This window comes from Ruegeria sp. CL6 (assembly GCF_056536465.1).
The window spans coordinates 40,308-58,638 of the sequence record NZ_JBQFPR010000007.1; the positions used below are offsets into that span (position 1 = coordinate 40,308).

At 58.2% G+C, this 18,331-nt stretch carries 13 protein-coding genes; 11 read left to right on the top strand and 2 right to left on the bottom strand.

The window, feature by feature from the left end:
• The 5 genes from ACR0LH_RS17440 to ACR0LH_RS17460 all read left to right on the top strand — a co-directional run bounded on the left by ACR0LH_RS17440 (position 1) and on the right by ACR0LH_RS17460 (position 5,303).
• Positions 1–831, top strand: coding sequence for a carbohydrate ABC transporter permease (locus ACR0LH_RS17440; protein WP_170388048.1), 831 nt, complete (start codon positions 1–3; stop codon positions 829–831).
• 12 nt (positions 832–843) lie between these two features.
• Complete coding sequence (locus ACR0LH_RS17445; RefSeq protein ID WP_170418472.1) at positions 844–1,848, top strand: ABC transporter ATP-binding protein; 1,005 nt, start codon at positions 844–846, stop codon at positions 1,846–1,848.
• The gene (locus ACR0LH_RS17450; RefSeq protein WP_480721884.1) at positions 1,845–2,618 is read left to right on the top strand and encodes an L-iditol 2-dehydrogenase; all 774 of its coding nucleotides are present in this window, start codon (positions 1,845–1,847) and stop codon (positions 2,616–2,618) included. The genes ACR0LH_RS17445 and ACR0LH_RS17450 overlap by 4 nt, the downstream gene beginning before the upstream one ends.
• Positions 2,618–4,114 (top strand): mannitol dehydrogenase family protein, encoded by a 1,497-nt coding sequence (locus tag ACR0LH_RS17455; RefSeq protein WP_480721886.1) that lies wholly within the window; start codon positions 2,618–2,620, stop codon positions 4,112–4,114. Before ACR0LH_RS17450 ends, ACR0LH_RS17455 begins: the two co-directional genes overlap by 1 nt.
• 658 nt (positions 4,115–4,772) lie before the next feature.
• Complete coding sequence (locus ACR0LH_RS17460) at positions 4,773–5,303, top strand: hypothetical protein (RefSeq protein WP_480721887.1); 531 nt, start codon at positions 4,773–4,775, stop codon at positions 5,301–5,303.
• Positions 5,304–5,933: 630 nt separating this feature from the next.
• On the opposite strand, the gene ACR0LH_RS17465 is transcribed toward ACR0LH_RS17460, so the two are convergent.
• Entirely contained in the window at positions 5,934–6,326 is a 393-nt protein-coding gene (locus tag ACR0LH_RS17465) for a hypothetical protein (RefSeq protein ID WP_170385925.1), read from the bottom strand.
• A 200-nt stretch (positions 6,327–6,526) separates the two neighbouring features.
• On the opposite strand from ACR0LH_RS17465, the gene ACR0LH_RS17470 reads away from it, so the two are divergent.
• From ACR0LH_RS17470 to ACR0LH_RS17495, 6 genes are all read left to right on the top strand, one after another.
• Positions 6,527–7,042, top strand: a complete 516-nt coding sequence (locus tag ACR0LH_RS17470) for a DUF805 domain-containing protein (protein WP_170386721.1) — start codon at positions 6,527–6,529, stop codon at positions 7,040–7,042.
• Between the two features lie 42 nt (positions 7,043–7,084).
• The gene (locus ACR0LH_RS17475) at positions 7,085–7,855 is read left to right on the top strand and encodes a hypothetical protein (protein ID WP_170386722.1); all 771 of its coding nucleotides are present in this window, start codon (positions 7,085–7,087) and stop codon (positions 7,853–7,855) included.
• A complete protein-coding gene (locus ACR0LH_RS17480; protein ID WP_480721888.1) occupies positions 7,855–8,376 on the top strand; it encodes a hypothetical protein in 522 nt (173 codons plus the stop codon). Before ACR0LH_RS17475 ends, ACR0LH_RS17480 begins: the two co-directional genes overlap by 1 nt.
• A 76-nt stretch (positions 8,377–8,452) precedes the next feature.
• On the top strand, positions 8,453–8,671 hold the full coding sequence (locus ACR0LH_RS17485; protein WP_217358912.1) for a DUF3955 domain-containing protein: 219 nt from the start codon (positions 8,453–8,455) through the stop codon (positions 8,669–8,671).
• Between the two features lie 922 nt (positions 8,672–9,593).
• Entirely contained in the window at positions 9,594–10,415 is an 822-nt protein-coding gene (locus ACR0LH_RS17490; protein WP_480721890.1) for an AAA family ATPase, read from the top strand.
• A gap of 256 nt (positions 10,416–10,671) precedes the next feature.
• Positions 10,672–11,133: a hypothetical protein gene (locus ACR0LH_RS17495; protein WP_170560363.1), complete on the top strand. Its 462-nt coding sequence runs from the start codon at positions 10,672–10,674 to the stop codon at positions 11,131–11,133.
• A 322-nt stretch (positions 11,134–11,455) separates the two neighbouring features.
• Here ACR0LH_RS17495 and ACR0LH_RS17500 read toward each other — a convergent pair whose 3' ends face one another.
• The gene (locus ACR0LH_RS17500; RefSeq protein ID WP_480721892.1) at positions 11,456–18,325 is read right to left on the bottom strand and encodes a VCBS domain-containing protein; all 6,870 of its coding nucleotides are present in this window, start codon (positions 18,323–18,325) and stop codon (positions 11,456–11,458) included.
• Positions 18,326–18,331: the final 6 nt, after the last annotated feature.

The window sequence follows — 18,331 nt, forward strand, 5'->3', positions numbered from 1 at the left end:
ATGGCCCGCGCCGTCACACCCCGCCGCAAATCGCTGAACACCGCCCTTGCCTGGGCTGTCGGTCTGCTGATCTTTTTCCCGATCCTCTGGACGATCCTGACCAGCTTTAAGACAGAAGCCCAGGCCATCGCCAGCCCACCGCTGTTCCTGAATTTTGACTGGACGCTCGAGAACTATGCCGTTGTGCAGGAGCGCTCGGACTATATGCGGTTCCTGTGGAATTCAGTCATCCTCGCAGGGGGCTCGACCCTGTTGGGGGTTATCATCGCGGTGCCTGCGGCGTGGGCGATGGCCTTTGTGCCCTCAAAGCGCACCAAAGATATTCTGCTTTGGATGCTGTCCACCAAGATGCTACCAGCCGTCGGTGTGCTGTACCCGATTTATCTGCTGTTTATCCGGCTGGGTTTGCTGGATACACGCGGGGGGTTGGTGGTCGTGCTGATGCTGATCAACCTTCCGATCATCGTCTGGATGCTCTACACCTATTTCCGCGAAATTCCCGGAGAAATTCTGGAAGCCGCGCGAATGGACGGCGCTTCGCTGAAAGAGGAAATCCTCTACGTTCTGACTCCGATGGCCATTCCCGGCATTGCGTCGACCGTGCTTTTGAACTTCATCCTTGCCTGGAACGAGGCGTTCTGGACGCTCAATCTAACCGCTGTCGATGCGGCCCCGCTCACGGCGTTTATCGCCAGCTATTCCAGCCCCGAGGGTTTGTTCTTTGCCAAACTCAGCGCGGCTTCGACGATGGCGATTGCACCAATCCTGATCCTTGGCTGGTTCAGCCAAAAACAACTTGTCCGCGGCCTGACCTTCGGCGCTGTGAAATAAGGAAGACGATTTATGGGACGCATACAACTCAAGTCCGTGACCAAGAGCTTCGGCGACGTGCAGGTTATCCCACCGCTGGATCTGACCATCGAGGATGGCGAGTTCACCGTCTTCGTCGGCCCATCGGGTTGCGGAAAGTCCACCCTTTTGCGCCTGATTGCGGGTCTGGAGGATATAACGTCGGGATCCATCGATATCGATGGGGCAGATGCCACGGATGTGCCGCCCGCCAAACGCGGATTGGCGATGGTTTTCCAGTCCTACGCGCTTTATCCGCACATGTCCGTTCGCAAAAACATTGCCTTCCCATTGCGCATGGCCAAGCTGGATCAGGCTGAAATTGACCGCCGCGTAGAGGGGGCTGCACAGGTTTTGAACCTGACCGACTACCTCGACCGCCGTCCCGGACAATTGTCGGGCGGTCAGCGCCAGCGCGTGGCCATCGGGCGTGCCATCGTTCGCGAACCCGCAGCTTTTCTCTTTGACGAACCTCTCTCCAACCTCGACGCCGCGTTGCGGGTCGGCATGAGGCTTGAAATCAGTGAACTTCATGAGCGGCTTGAAACCACCATGATTTACGTCACCCACGATCAGGTAGAAGCGATGACGATGGCCGACAAGATCGTTGTCCTTCAAGCCGGGATTATCGAACAGGTTGGCAGCCCGCTCGAACTGTACCGAACACCGCGAAACCTGTTTGTGGCCGGGTTCATCGGCTCGCCCAAGATGAACTTCATCTCTGGCGAAGAAGCCGCGAAACATGACGCGCACACGATCGGAATTCGCCCCGAACATATCGCTGTGTCTGACAGCAGCGGAGAGTGGTCGGGCGTTGTCAGCGTATCCGAGCATCTCGGCTCGGACACGTTCTTCCATGTGCATGAGACGGGATTGGCCGAAACAATCACTGTCCGTGCCGATGGCGAGGTCGGATTCCGCCACGGGGATCGCATCCACCTGACACCGCGCGCGGATGTCATTCATCGTTTTGATGCGCAGGGGCTAAGGATTGAATGAGACGGCTGGAAGGGAAAACTGCACTCATTACAGGTGCCGCGCGGGGGATCGGTCTGGCATTCGCCAAGGCGTATGTAACGGAAGGCGCGCGCGTTTCCATTGCCGATATCGATATAGGCCGGGCACGGCTTGCAGCGGATGAAATTGGCTCTGCTGCGGTCGCAGTCGAGATGGACGTTTGCGATCAAAACAGCATCGACGCTGCCGTTGCCGAAACCGCTGCGCAGTTCGGACCCATCGACATCCTGATCAACAACGCCGCGATCTTTACCGCAGCGCCGATCACCGAAATCGACCGCGTCGATTATCAGCGCGTCTTCGACATCAATGTTGCCGGAACGCTGTTCACGTTGCAGGCCGTGGCGCGGCACATGATTCAGCACAAGGTGAAGGGCCGCATCATAAACATGGCGTCTCAGGCCGGGCGGCGCGGTGAGCCACTGGTCGCTGTTTACTGCGCCAGCAAAGCGGCCGTTATCTCTCTGACCCAATCAGCGGGTCTGAACCTGATCTCGCAGGGGATCAACGTGAATGCCATCGCACCCGGTGTTGTCGATGGCGAGCATTGGGACGGTGTAGACGCATTCTTTGCCAAATACGAAGGAAAAGAGCCGGGTCAAAAAAAGCGGGAAGTTGCTGCTGCAGTACCATTCGGACGCATGGGGTCAGCCGAGGATCTGACAGGCATGGCGGTTTTTCTGGCCTCGGACGACGCCGAATACATCGTGGCCCAGACATACAATGTCGATGGCGGAAACTGGATGAGCTGATGAACCCTCTGACCACTCCACCGGTACGGCTCGGGCGCGGCGCACTCGCTGATCTGCGCCCCGACATAGGTCGGCCACGTTACCAAAGGGACGACCTGACGCCCGGCATTGTTCACATTGGGTTGGGCAATTTTCATCGTGCACATCAGGCGTGGTACATTCATCAGTTGATGCAGACAGGAGCCGCGCTGGACTGGGCCATTGTCGGAGCCGGGGTTCGCGCCTATGACGCGGACATGCGCCGCAAGCTGATGGAGCAGGACTGTCTCACAACGCTGATCGAATTGGACCCTTCAGGCGTGTCCGCCGAGGTGATCGGGCCGATGGTGGATTATCTGCCGATCGAGGAGGGAAACGCCCCGTTGATCCAGGAAATGGCGGACCCTGCCATACGTATCGTCTCGCTTACAGTGACCGAAGGCGGGTACTACCTTGACGCCAATACGGGCGATTTTGACACGTCGCACGATGACATCCGCCATGACGCGCAGCACCCGGACAGCCCTGTCACGGTATTCGGAGCAATCGTCGCGGCGTTGAAACAGCGTATGATCGCCGGGGCGCGGCCGTTCACAGCCCTGAGCTGTGACAACCTACAGGGCAACGGCAGGATTCTTCGAGAGTGCGTCGTCGATCTCGCTCGCTTGTCCGACCCCGCTCTGGCCGACTGGATCGACGAGAACGGGGCATTTCCGAACTCGATGGTAGACTGCATCGCTCCGGCAACGACCGAGCAGGTTATTTCCCAATGCCGCGCCTTGGGTCTGGATGACCGCGCGCCTGTGACACACGAGAACTTTCGCCAATGGGTGATCGAGGACAATTTCTGCGCTGGCCGTCCTCAGCTGGAGGACGTTGGGGTTACAATGACGGCCGACGTTCACTCCTACGAAGCGATGAAACTGCGCATTCTGAACGGGGGCCATCAGATCCTTGCCAATGTGGGTGAGGTTCTACATGTCCCAACCATAGCTGAATGCATGCAGGACAAGGACATTTCCGCCTTTTTCAGAAAGGTTCAGGTCGATGACATTGTCGAACATGTAAAACCTGTACCCGGCCTGAGCCCATTGGGATATCTGGACCTGATCGAGAGGCGTTTCGCGAACCAGGCCATCCACGACACAACGCGCCGCGTGGCCTTTGACGGCTCGTCCCGTCACCCTGGATTTTTGCTGCCAACGTTGCGCGATGCGATAGAGGCGGACGCGTCGTTGAGTGGGCTCGCCCTGGCCGAGGCGTTCTGGTGCCGGATGTGTGCAGGGACGCGCGAAGATGGGACGGAAATCGAGGCGAACGACCCGATTTGGGGGCAGTTGCAATCGCGTGCCCTTGCTGCAAGGGAAAATCCGCGCGTTTGGATCGAAAATCGCAAGCTCTACGGCGATGCGGCGACGGTCGCCCGTTTCTCGGATGCGTTCTCAAATTGGCTCACCCGTATCTGGAGTGGAGGCAGCCGCCGCGCACTCAGGGCTTATTTGGGTGACGCGGAATAGCCTTCTGGGGTCCGGTCCAGTGGCGGCCGTCCCAACGCCGCCAGCAAAACCCCTTATGGCAATAGAAGGGGTACGGTTGTTCGCGGTGTTCAGAACGGACAGGCAAACGCCAACCGGACTGAATTCGCGGCTAATGGAAATTGCAGGGATTTTGGTGGAGCCTAGGGCCACCATACCCTCATTGAAAACGCTGCGTTTTCCGCCAGCTGGGACATCTCGCCCCCACATAAAACCCCACATATTACTGAATTCTCCTGACTTCAACTGCTGTCAATTGGGCTAATGAAACCAATTTGGCAGTCCAAAACCTTGATGTCGCGCGGTGCTATCACCTTCATCCAGACAACTTGGCCAACGTGCGTTCAACATTGAGGAATGGAAATTGAGAATTGAGTGGGAGCATCCTAGGTGGTTTGCATGTCTTGTAACTAAGGAATTGAGCGTTGAGCATGTGATGCCAGATGGCCTTGGAGGCATCCTCACGTCTTGATTTCTTTGTGAGAATGCAACAGCCGATTTGGTTTTTCACTTAAAGGAGCGGAACACCTCGCTCTCGAACTCCGTAACCCACGGGTCAATCAGAAGACAGTGACAAGAACGCAAAGTTAAGCTATTATGTCAGTATTATTGACGTATAAATGACGAGATTGACGGTTCTATGCCGCATGACGAGCAACAAGCTAAACGCGGCCCGGATGGCAAGTTCCTGCCCGGGCACAAACCGCCAAAGTCAACCGGCCGACCGCGGGGCGCAAATGGCATTAAAGCACGCGCAGCACGGCTTGCGGGCGAACGGCTTGAAGAGATGCTCGGGCGCGCCACTGATGTAATTTCCGACGAGCTTGATAACGGCAATCCAACCGTAGCCCAATGGCTCGTTGATCGGGTTCGGCCTCCTACACGCTCTGACTTCGTTCACTTGGCTGACAGGAACAAATTGAGCTCAATTGAAGATATCCTCGTCGCTTCAGAGCGGACCACAACTGCAGCATCGCGGGGCGAAATCAGCTTGCAACAGGCAAGGCTTCTTCAGGATGTTCTGGGTCGTCACGCCCAGCTCAAAGGGCTTGAAGAACTGTCCGCACTCCGTGCGGAGGTCGAGGAAATGCGACGTACGGATAGAACGACCGCCGCAATTGATAAGTCACTACTACCAAAATGGGGCCGCCTGAGCGAGGAACAAAAATGAAGAGAGGGTCATGGACAGACAACGGAGGAATGGCTGGAACTCGCCTGCCCATTTCTGATAGCACCGCCATCAAGGCTGCACTAAAAGCCGCAATCGAAGCGGCTGATAGGTTAGAGATATCAATTCGGCATTCTGAAAAGATAGGTGCTCTACCTCCAAACCTAATGTCTGGTCAGCGTGAACTCTACGAGGCAAGACGACTACTGGCTTCGGGTATCGCGCACCTAGGAGAAAAGCGTTATTAGCAACACTTGTACGAACTGAAGCAAGAAGACGCATCTCCCGCTTCAGTAAAATTTTCCGCGAAGGAGACGTTCAAGCAAGTTGCAGCGAATGTCTGCTTCGAGCCCATTCCGGAAGTGGTCCCGTGCTGACGCTCGCAAGTGTGGCAATTCGAAACTCAAAATTGTTAGCAGCGCCGCAGATAGAAGAGCAGACTTTGAATCCACTCACAGGGAAACCAACTGCAGAGATGTCCGAGGTGCAAACTGTGCAGGCCTCTGACCTATCCGTATGAACGAACCAGAACGTCACACGGGCACGGACTCTGGCCCGGGATTCGGCGGCATCGAGTTGTGTCGAAGCGGATTTCGACCACTAGCCAGTCGCCACTCAGGTGTAAATCCTGGCTCAAAGGCCGTCCAGCTCGAGCCTTTGAGAGAGTGTATGCGCATCTGATTTGGGCATGGGAAGAATCAATCGGTCTCCCTCAACGCCTTCAACGATGTTGACCGAGCGAAGCAGGCTTCCATCTACCTTGATGTCAAGCGAACCACCCACAGATGCCTTGGTGAATGCCGAAAGGGCAGCGGCAATGTCAGGGACTAGGCGTAACTCGACAAGAGGCTGGCCATTTGGATCCTCGCGTATTTCGCCACCGACAATCTCCCGCGCCGTTACTACGATCGGTCCAAGTTGAAGGGGTGCCGTTGTGCCATCGATCACGCATATCGGGTAGTTGCCGGGGACCCGGCCTCCGCCCAGATCGAGGCATCGGTCAAGATAGGCGGCTTTCTGGATCACTGAACCAGCCCAGAACGCGGCGCAAACAGCAACAAGTGCAGTGCCTACTACTAAAATTCGCTTTGAAGGCATCGGGATCCTCTGTCTGTTTAGCCGCTTCAGGCGACGGTAAAGGCCGTGTCTTGCGGCTTGACTAGCAACGCAAAATCCTATGCCATGACGGAGTTTCAAATGCAAAACCACAGAAAGGTAAGCTTGGAATGGGGTTTGTGCAATCGATCAAAGTCTGCCTTTCGAAATACGTCGTCTTTTCAGGGCGGGCAACACGTTCGGAATACTGGTGGTTCGTGCTTTTCGTCATCTTGTGCAACATCGTTTTTTCGGTCCTAGACAGGGCGATGTTCGGCGCAAACCCCGAAACCGGCGAAGGCACGAGTGTCCTTAACCCCTTATTTCAAGTCGCGGTTTTCTTACCGATGCTTGCTGCTGGGTGGCGCCGACTGCACGACACCGGACGCCCGGGATGGTACCTTCTTCTACCAATGGCGTTGGGGTTTGCGACCATGGTTGCGATTCTGAGCGGTGTTGCGGTCTTCTCCGTACTGGAGGGCGGCGTAGACGATCCGGAAGTTCTGCGCGGCCCAGCAGCGTTCCTCGGAGTAACCGGGATGATCGTAGTCTGGGTGCTGCAATTGGTCTTGACGGTCATGATGATCTGGTGGCTGACCCGGCCGTCCGAGGAAGGGGCCAACCCCTACGGGCCACCGGCAGCGTGACTAACTTGCCAGATTAGCTGTTGAGATTTGAGGGGAGCCAGAATGAAACGAAAAATGCCTTTAGGCTTTGCGATGGCCTGCGCCATCGCTACGCCAGTCCTTGCAGAGTGGAATTTCGTTGCCGGACCGACAGCAAATGCTTTCATCCAATCCAACGACTCCACGCTGGAGCTCCAATGCGACCGAATTCGCTTTGCGCCCGCGGGCTACGAAGACAGCGAGGACATAGTGGCCAAGCGGGGACTGTCGATCCGTTTCATGCAGGACGGAACGACCGAAGCTGGTGCTTTCCAGGTCGGGCAGGACAACGCCAGCATTCAAATCGTTGACAACTACCCGGTCGAGATCGCGTTCAATGATGCGCAGGATTACGGTTTCGTCCTGGATCAGTTGGCGGCAAATGCCTCGGTCAACCTTTCCATGGTCGAACAGGACATCACCTATGGAATCTTCGACCTCGCGGGGTCCAGTGCAGCCATCAAGTCACTCAGGTCTGCCTGCGGCGGAGCGGCACAGGAGATAGCAAGCACCGAGGCCCCGGAGGGCGTGGTTTATTGTGGCGGCGGTGACGTCAAACGTCAGATCGAATACGTGATCCTCGACACTCCGGATGGCGAATGGGATGCCCTGCTGACCGTTAATGGTAAGGTGACACGGGCCATGACGGCCTACAGTTTCTTTGGCAATGCGGCAGCTCCGAAGGGGTTCGTCGTCGCACTCCTTGGCGAGGATAGATCGGAAACGCTAGTGTTCAGCGATGGTGGCAAAGATTGGCTGGAATATGGGGATTACCAGTATGATAAGTGCAATTGATGCTCTGGCGTGAAACAGAACCGCAGATTGGAACGGCCAAGCCCCTGAGGTTTCTTGGGTTTTGGGCCGCGTCCTGGCTTACTTTTGTTACGTCGGCGTCATCCGCCGATGTTTCCGATCTTCCCAAACAGCTGCAGAAAAAAGTCGAGACGGCCCGGCAGGCTTGCGCCGAGTTCAACAATGGCACCTTTTACCTCGAATGGGAGGCCGTCGACCGGGTCGATCTGGATGGCGACCTGTACCTCGACTGGGTGCTGAACGAGCGCGGTTTCTCCTGTTCAACGGCGGCCTCTCTGTACTGCGGTACGGGGGGGTGCATGTCGCATTTCCTCGTGGAGGACGTCCTTCATTCCCTGTTTAACCAGGGGTGGGGCCTGGCGGATCTCGGGCCGAACAAGGTTCTTCTAGCGGATGTACACGGCTCGCAATGCGGCGGTATCAGTCCGACGCCATGCGTGACGGCCAGCACATGGGACAGCGACGCGAAGGAATGGCGCACGACAGGCGCGGAATGGGAGTGACCCGCATGGGAAGGCCGATCGACCGCCCAGAAGCGTCTTGCACCGTCCGGCGCTATGGCCAACGGAGTAAATGCACGTGAGAAAGCTGACGCTCATCTCCCTTGTCTTGCTGGGCCTGGGCCTTGCGTTTTGGACAGGATACGCGGTTCAGGGATCGCATGTCGATGAGGACGGCATCCTGCAGGAGCCTTTCCATTTGCTGGCCCTCGGTTGGTTTTTTGTCCTGATCGGTGGCGTTGCGCTGATGGCCGCACTTGTTGCCCGGATCATCAAGAACTGGGGCCGGGCCAAATGAAGACCCAGCTCATGCAAAGCGTTTACTCCGCGGTTCGTTTCGTGCCGCTTACGTCCATAGCGACGCGCGCAAGCTCCCTGACCGCTTGCTGCTTGTTGCTCTGCCTCGGTATGCTCGCTGGGTGCACTGGCTCTGCGCCGAATGTAGCAATCAGCGAACCGGATCCAGAACTGGTTTTCGTGCGAGGCCACCGTTCCGCTTATGACGACTGCAAACTAACCGGCGAGTCAGCCTTCACGGTCGAGTTCTTGGATGATGCCGCAGACCTCGTCACTTGCCCGACGGGGAGCTCTGCGGCGGCAACATTGGTTTCCGAAACATCGGCCTCGATTGTTACCCAGACCAATAGTTACACCCTCTACTCCGTGTCGCGCCGTTGACACTGCGGCATCGTTTTCAGACTCTTCGTGTGATGCTGGAACGAAGGGTGAGCGTGTTTCAATGAACCAGACAAGATCATTGTGCCTGTTGTTAGCCGCTTTCATATGGTCCTCAAGCAAGTTGTGGGCTGAGGCCGTCCATTTCTCTGGTCTTTATGTCCCTGAGGGCCTTTCATGCTCGGACGGCGCGCGCATTTCTGAAGAGTACGGTGATTTGAGGGCCGGTTACGTGATTTACGACGATGAAGGTCGGAAGTCAGACGATAGCTCCTGTGAATACGATCAAGTGCAAGCATTGCGTGGGACTGCAGTACAAATAGTCGACTTGAAGTGCACCTTTGACGGCAAATCATACACCTATCGACAACTCTTGAGCCCGCTGGACTCAAACAGAGTTTTGGTTATCAATCAGGTGGCCGAGGACTCGTCGTCGTTTCAGGTGCTGACTTATTGCGGCTGGGTGCCGCAAAAATGAGCCAACAAGTGCAAATAAGGCTGCAATCGTCTCCTGGGCACTACCTAGCGTTCAAAAGGAGGCTTTTGTGAGCCGTCGCAGGCCGATCACAAAACTCCCTGCTCCGTTCTTGCAGCGTATTGTCTTGAGAGATGATGTGATCGAAGGCAAGTCGGGCTACCCCTATGACCTTCCCTGGCTGGACCGTGAGGGCTTCGAGTTGCGCTTCACAACCCCAGTGACCATTCTGGTCGGTGAGAACGGTACCGGGAAATCAACATTGGTAGAGGCCATAGCGGCACTCAGTGGCTACGACGAGGCCGGTGGCGGCAAGGGCTATCGTCCCGTCGATCACGCCCGCGCGATAGACCAGAGCGGTGCTGGGTTGGCCGACGTGTTTCGCGCGAGTTGGCTGCCCAAAGTTACAAGTGGCTGGTTCATAAAGGCGGAAACCTTCTTCTCAGTGGCCCGATACCTTGATATCGCTGCGGAAGACAGTGGCAATGCGCCCCCGGACTTCTTGTCATGGAGTCATGGCGAGGGCTTCGTGAGATTTTTCAAAGAACGCATGTCGCAACAGGGTATCTATTTCATGGATGAACCTGAAAGTGCTCTGTCGCCGAAGCGTCAGTTGGAGCTTCTCGCAATTCTTGATCGTATTCAGCGAACGGCAATCTCGCAGGTCATCGTGGCCACCCATTCACCGATCCTCATGGCCCTACCGAACGCTAGCTTGCTTGAAATCACGCGACACGGGATTACCAAAACGACATTGGAAGCAACCCAGCACTTCAAGCTTTACTGCGCCTTCACCCGATCTCCGATCGATTTCGTCACCGACGCCCTTCAGGAGATGGAGGCGTCTCGGGAAGACAAATCCGGCAACGGTACGCACCGGCCATTCGATTGATGAACAGAACTCCTTTCCATTGGGCACGGTGTCGCCGTTCAACAAGCCTTAAATGGACAGCTGCTGTGAGGTTGAGTTGAACTTCGGTGCGTCACGAATGAGCTCGCACCCCACGGGCGATCTCGCCAGTATGCGCATTCCGAACGCGTGCACCTGTATGGCGAGGGCAACCTCAGCGGTAGGTAGAGTTCAACTCGGATCCTGCCTATTGTTCATGCCAGCGATATCGCTCGGCCACATGAATCAGAGGAAAAGTATGGCTCGTTGGACATATTTGGCATTGCTCTTGATCGGAGCCATCGGCGACCCCGCAACATCTCAACCTGTTCTGGCGGACGCCAAAGCCCTTCGTCCTTATAGCGAAACAGCTGTTGCGATCACCGGACCGGTGATCCTGTCGAAAAAGCGCATGGTCTTTGAGACTGGTGGGTTTCTCGATCTGAATGTGGTCGACGATGCAGCTTCGGGTAGATGGGGAGCATCTGGCAATGTACCCGTCGCACAAGTCTTCAGGGTCTCAGGAGACGCCGGACAACTTCGGCAACAAAACACGCTTTGTGGGGACCAGCCAGTAACCTTTATGGCAGCTTGGGATGAAGAAAGCTCAGGGTATGCGTACCTGGGCATTGCCATGTTCACCGGAGCGGAAATACCGACTGGGGTCGCCGAAGAGGGCATTTGTGGCACCTTTTTCTTTTCGACGGATGTGGAAAAATAACCTTTTGGTAGGCGATGCAAGGGTAAGTTCAGCTGCCTCGAGACAAGAAGTTGAGTCGCGTCCGATGATTACGAAACGCGATTGCTTCCCGTACTCTTAGACGGGCCAAGAAATTGAACCATTACCCCGCTCTCGTCGCGTGGGTGGAATTTGCGCGATATCGGAGGCAGGCTCGCTGTCCATTCGGAGCCCCGTTCGCATTCGTCTGGCAGCGCCTATCGACGGTTTCCAGCGGCGCGATGCGCTGCCCGAACTGTCCCCGGCAGTTGATCGGTTCTCCGCCCCCTTCGTCACCCAGCAGGCCGGATAGACCTGATCAGGATCAACCTGAGTTGGCTGAAGGGTCGTCCTCCTCCGGCAATGGAACAAGCGGTTCATCATGCGGGAGGTCGATCCCTTCATCACTGGTCACTCTGTCCGAACTCAGATCCTCGGCCGCCGCGGGATCATCCAGCATGGTTGGATCCAGCGTCGGTGCGTCGGTCAGCATATCCGCATCAACACCGAGCGCCGCAGTGTAGGGATTGGCCGGCTCGGAATCCTGTAGCTGTGTCGGAACGTCGGAATGCGGGCCCGCCCCAACTGCATCAAGATAGGCGTTCACCGGGTCGCCTTGATGGAGAGATGAGCCGTCCTGCCCGTGGTGCTCGTCTGGGGTATCGAAGCCTCTGCTATCCTGAATAGCGGGATCGTTCTCGCTGCCTGCCCTCGCGGCGAGAGATACATCCATGTCGTCGGTCAGTCCGAGCGCGGCAGCAGACGGGTCCTTAGTATCGTCGCCAAGCGTCACTTCGAAAACTGGCCCATCGTCACTCGGGGAGTCGTGTTGCTGTGGTGTTACCGGAACAATATCGATACCGATCAGGGTCGTTTGATCGACGTGGTGGCCGCTCGCTCCATGCACGCTCTGGACGTTGATATTGACCTGCACATCTGCATCGGACGTGTGCGCGCCATGCTGGAGGATGTGGAAAGTGTCGGTGTGACGCCTCGATGCTGCTCCGCCGCCGCCGTGTTTGATCACTGCAGATTGCGCTTGGTAGTGATAATCAAAGTGTCCAGTTTGCGGGTTGATGGTCAATGTCCCGTATTGGCCCTGGAGCGACAACACGCCGTGTCCGTGCCCGTTGTCGATCGACCAGCCACCTGATCCGCCGGTCAGTGTGCCGGAAAGATGGGTCGTGCCCGTACCATGTACCTGAGTTGCAGTGGGCGGTGTCGGCGCCGCGGTCACATCCAACGTCGCCGTTGCACTGCGTGTTGCATGTCCGTCCGTGACGGAAATCGTTACTGGGACATCGGTATGGCTGGCGCCAGCTGCGGGGGTAAACACCCAATTGCCGCCAGATTGGTGGAAGCTTCCATATTGCGGGTCGACCTGAACATTTGAGATAGACAGCTGATCGCCTCGGTCCACATCGGTTGCATGAACAGCCGCCAGCAAATCTGCGGTCGAGATGGTTTTACCCGCACCTGGTTGTGTGGCGCCAAGATCTCCCGGCGTTACAATCGGCGCATCATTCGTCCCGGTTATGATGATCTGGACCGACTGCTTTGTGCCATCCAGCGTTGTGACGGTGAATGAGTCGGTGAGGGTTTCTCCCTCACCAAGCGCTTGAACCCTGCCGTCTGTCTGATCGACCCGATAGGTCCAGTGACCGCGGCTGTCGATCTCATAAGCGCCAAAACCACCGTCCGAAGGTCTGGGCTGCCCATAGTTCGTACGATCGGTGCCGCTCTGTCCCCAATCCGGATCGTGTACGTTGAGGGTTCCGCGGGCCACAGTCCTGGTGTCCTCGACCACGGTCCCAGATGTATCGCCCGTGATCTTGGGAACATCCGCGGTGCCCTCAACTGTAATGTTGACGCGATGAGTCGTGCCGTCGACACCACGCACCTCAAAGTAGTCGTAGATGAGCTCGCCTTCGTGCAGGGACTGCCGCGAAGGAGGCAGGGTGAAGGTCCAGTTTCCGGCGGCGTCGATTGAATAGGTTCCAGCGTTGTGCGGTGCCTGAGCATTTGTCACAGGTACAAAAGCCGCGACGCCACCATCCGGATCCGAGATGTTCAGCTTGCCGGATGTGGACGGAGCGTTGTCCTCCTTGACATGCCCGGAATCTGTTCCCGTGATGATCGAAGCATCGGGCGTTGCGCCAAGCGTGAGAGACGCTTTCTGTGCGGTGTTTCCGCCGTGACCGTCGGTCACCTGATAGCTCAGGCTGACGGGGCCGTTATAGTCCTTGTCCGGCGTGAAGGTGAACGACCCGTCCAGGTTGGACGTGATCGTGCCGTGGCTCGCCGTCAGCCCCGTGACCGACAGCTGATCGCCGGTGTCGACATCCGTCGCATGCTCCAGCAACTGCGCCGCCGTGATCTGTACCGTCTTGTCCTCGGTGCCGCCGGGCAGGGCGACCGGGCCGCTGACGCTGGGGCCGTCATTGGTGCCTGTCACGGTGATGACGAGGTTCTCGGTGTCGGTGGCGCCGGTCTTGTCGGTGACCGTGACCGGGATGGTGATCTGTTGCGGCTGACCCGCCGCAAGATGCTGGTAGGCCGCGTCGGTCGGATCAAAGTTCCAGCTGCCGTCCGCATTCAACGTGAAGCCGGCCGGCGCAGCGCCGCCCAGCGAATAGGTCTGCGTGTCGCCCGTATCCACATCGGTCGCCGACATCTGCCCGGAGACCGCCTTGCCATCCTCCGTCGCCGAGGCCGTCGCGGCAGACAGAACAGGCGCGTCGTTCGTCCCGTGGATCGTGATCTTGATTTGATGGGTTGTTCCATCGGCCGTGCTCACCCGATAGGTAGCATAGCCCTCCTCACCTGCTGCGAGGCTCTGGACCGCAGCATGCGAGTTATCCACTGCGTAATGCCAGTTTCCATAGCGATCGATATGGAGGCTTCCGCCAAAAGGATCAGAGACCGCATGTTCTCCCCACATGGAGTAATGGAAGTGGTTCCATGCGGTTCCGTCGGGATCCGAGACGCTCAAGGTTCCGTCGGCGACAATCGGATGCGCCGAAGACGGTCCGACATTCTTGTCTTCGGTCAAATCGCCCGTATCCGTGCCGGAAACAACCGCGGCATCGCCTACTGGTACGAGGGTCGTCGTGGCTCCAGTATGGGTCACACCGCCATGGGCATCCTTCACGTCATAGGTGAAGTGAACGTTGCCGTTGTAATCCTTTTCTGGGGTGAAGGTGTAGGTGCCGTCAGGGTTGGCGCGGACCGAGCCGTGATCGACCCGCAGCGCGTCGATGGTGAGTTTGCCCGCATCATTGGCGTCCACATCGACCGTGTTGGCGAGAAGCTGCGCCTTGGTGAGCGTCTGCGCCGTGTCCTCGGTACCAGCCCGTAGAACGACTTCAGAAGAGCAATAAGGCCGGTCATTGCTGCCATGGATGGTGATCACGATGTCATGCGGCGTGCCATCCTTGGAATGCACAGTGATCGTGTCGGTGAGCGTCTGATTCTCGCCCAGCTGATCAATCGCCGTGCCGCGGGTGGTGGGCCGCCCGTCAAAGAACCGCGACTTTCCGACGTCAGCGCTGTAGAACCATTCGCCATTCTCGCGGAGCATCAGGTCTCCGTACGTGCCGTGATATGTGTATCCCGGCCCATGGGTATCGAAGGACGCCTCGCCAGCATCGGCATCGATAATCGTCAATGTCCCAGAAGCCTTGATAGTTTCCTGATCGAGCGTCGACATACCCAGCTGATGCTGGTCGGGCGACATGTCCACTCCAGCTGTGTTTTCCGTCACATCGCCGGTATCAACGCCGCCAATAATGGCAGCGTCTCCGACTGCCGCCAATGTCAGGTTGGCGGTTTGCGCGGTGTTTCCACCATGACCGTCGGTGACGGTGTAGCTCAGTGTCACTGGGCCATTGTAATTGGCGTCCGGCGTGAAGGTGAAGCCGTGGGCCGCGTCGCCGGTGATGGTTCCGTGGCTGGCGCTCAGCCCGGTCACCGAGAGCTGGTCGCCGGTGTCGATATCCGTGGCATGTGCCAGCAGCTGGGCCGCTGTGATCTGTACCGGTTTGTCCTCGGTCCCGCCGGGCAGTGTGACCGGGCCGGTGACCGCCGGTCCGTCGTTTGTTCCGGTGACGGTGATGGTCAGGTCTTGCGTGTCTGTGGCGGTGCCGTCAGTGACCTTGACGGGGATGGTGACCTGCTCGGTCGCGCCTGCGGCAAGGTGCTGATAGGCCGCGTCGGTTGGATCAAAACTCCAACTCCCATCGGGGTTCAGCGAGAACCCGGCGGGTGCCTGGTGGCCCAGAGAATAGGTCAGCGTGTCTCCTGTATCCACATCTGTCGCCGACATCTGACCCGTGACCGAGGACCCGTCCTCGGTGGCTGACGCCGTCGCGGCCGTCAAAACAGGCGCGTCATTGGTGCCATGAACCGTAATCTCAATCTGATGGGTGGTTCCGTCTACCGAACGGATCGTCACAGTGTCCTTGACGGTCTGTCCAGCACCAAGCTGTTGTACGACCGCCAGCCGATTGTCGAGGTAGTAGATGAAATTGCCATCCGGCTGCAATAGAACGTGACCGCCAAGCTGTGTATCATAGCCAACACCCGCAGATGTCTGCGGTCCTATGTTGCCATCAAACCGCGCCTCGCCCGGATCCGGGTCAGAAATGTCAAGCTTCCCGTACACCTGAAGTTCGTAATGTGTGTTGATGTAGCCCCTGTCCTCGGTCACCGAAGGAATACTAGCATCGGTAATTGTCGCAGGATCGCCGACCGCAGCGAGCGTTGTGGTTGCTCCGGTATGGGTCACCCCGCCATGGGCATCCGTTACGTCGTAGGTGAAGTGGACCGCGCCGTTGTAATCGCGGGCGGGCGTGAACGTAAAGGTGCCGTCGCCATTGTCCCGGATCGAGCCGTGATCGGCTCGCAGCCCTGCGATGGACAGTTTGCCTGCATCATTGGCATCCACCTCGACCGTGTTTGCAAGCAATTGCGCCTTGGTCAGTGTTTGTGCGGTGTCCTCGGTGCCGGGCGCAAGCGTGACCTCGGACGCACAATAGGGGGCATCGTTACTGCCGTGGATAGTGATCGTGATGTCATGCGCTGTGCCGTCCTTGGAATAGACGGTGATCGTGTCAGTAAGCGTTTGCCCTTCGCCCAGCTGGTCAATCGCACTACCGCGCGTGGTCGGGCGACCGTCAAAGAAGCGCGCGTTCCCGGCATCGGCAGAATAGAACCATGTGCCATCCGCTCGAAGATTTAGGTCGCCGTAGGTGCCATGATAGGTGAACCCGAGCCCATGCGTGTCGAAGACAGCTTCACCCGCGTCCGGATCAAGAATCGTAAGCTGGCCGCTTGCATTCAGTGTTTCCGTTCCCAGCACTCCGATGCCCGGCTGGTGCTGATCAGGGGACTTGTCCACGCCTGCAGTGTTCTCTGCGACACTCCCCGTATCCACACCGCCAATGATGGCCTTGTCGTCGGTGCCGTTGATGGTGACGGTGATCTGCTTGGTGGTGCCGTCGACGGTGGAGACGGTCAGCGTGTCGGTCAGCTGCTCGCCGGTCTTCAGCGCCTGCACCGCCGGCTGGCCATTGTCGAGCGTGTAGCTCCAGGTGCCATCGGGCTGCACGGTGAAACTGCCTTGGGCGCCGGCCGCGCCGGTCTGCGGCACGAAGCTCGCCTGGCCTGCATCGGGGTCGGTCACATCCAGCTTGCCGCCGGTCGAGGTCAGCTTGTCCTCGGTCACCGCGCCCACCGCGGTGCCGGAGATCGCGGCCTTGTCGTCGGTGCCGTTGATGGTGACGGTGATCTGCTTGGTGGTGCCGTCGACGGTGGAGACGGTCAGCGTGTCGGTCAGCTGCTCGCCGGTCTTCAGCGCCTGTACCGCCGGCTGGCCATTGTCGAGCGTGTAGCTCCAGGTGCCATCGGGCTGGACGGTGAAACTGCCATGGGCGCCGGCCGCGCCGGTCTGCGGCACGAAGCTCGCCTGGCCCGCATCCGGGTCGGTCACATCCAGCTTGCCGCCGGTCGAGGTCAGCTTGTCCTCGGTCACCGCGCCCTGAGAGGCTCCGGCGATGATTGCTCGATCGTCGGTGCCCATTACGTTTACGACCAGTTGGTGGCTCGTTCCATCAACGCTGTGTATTGTGAATGTTTCGCGCTCGGTCTGCCCGGAAACCAGCGCCTGAACCGAGGGAGAGGCGTTTTCGAGCCTGTAAGTCCAACGACCCGACGCATCGATCTGCAAGCTACCGAAGCTTCCAGTCAAAGATGTGGGTTGAAAATGTGCTTCGCCCGGATCCGGATCGACGATCGTCAGCGCGCCGGACACCGTCAGAACACGATCCTCGGACGTCGTTCCGGTATCCGTTCCCGAGATCCTGGCTGCGTCGGGTTGTGGCAACACATTGAAAGGCAGCTGAACCTGTGCGGAGTGACCGTTTGGATCAACGACCGTTGCGGTTAGGTGCCCTGATCCGAACCAGTCGGTCGGCGGAGTCATGGTCAGGTTCTTAAGGTCGGTGCCGGGACCAAGGATCCACGTCCCACCCGGACCTGCGTGCCCTTGGTTCATGATCGTTCCGGGGGGCAACCCACCGATGGTCACGGTGGAGCCACCCTGCGTGTTGTTGCCGTTCACCACCGAGATCAGGACCGGCACAGGGTGGCCTTCCTTACCACCGGGGATCAACCCGGCGATGGCAGGCCCACTGGGCTGACCACCCGTCACGATGTGGCTTGGCGTCTGTCCCGAAGCGTTACCGCCACCGCCGATTGAACCGCCAGTTGAAACGGAGGGAATGATCACATGTCCGACATTTTGACCTGTGCCAATTCCCGGCAAAGCATGAGTGAAGTCGGGATGTCCTGCACCAGATTTCTGGATATGAGTTGGGGGCAACGGGGCCAGGCCGGACGAGGCCAACCAGTCGGAGCCGGACTCCGCCCCCGGACGACCCGGCTCGGAATGCAACTCGGAAAGGTCGGCGCCCATATGGCGTGCCAGGGCCGGCGCGGAGACCATCAACTGCCGGTTGCCGGAACCGCCGCCACCTTGCTCTACGCCATCCGGCGCCGCATGGGCGCCTTCGTCCTGTACATCCGGAAGATCGCTCGTGTCGGTCACAACCCAGGCAAAAACCTCTTCGGACAACTCGTCTCTGGGATCCGCGGTCGAGCGGGAGGGTTGGGATTTGCTCGGGCTCTGATCGGACATCGCGTC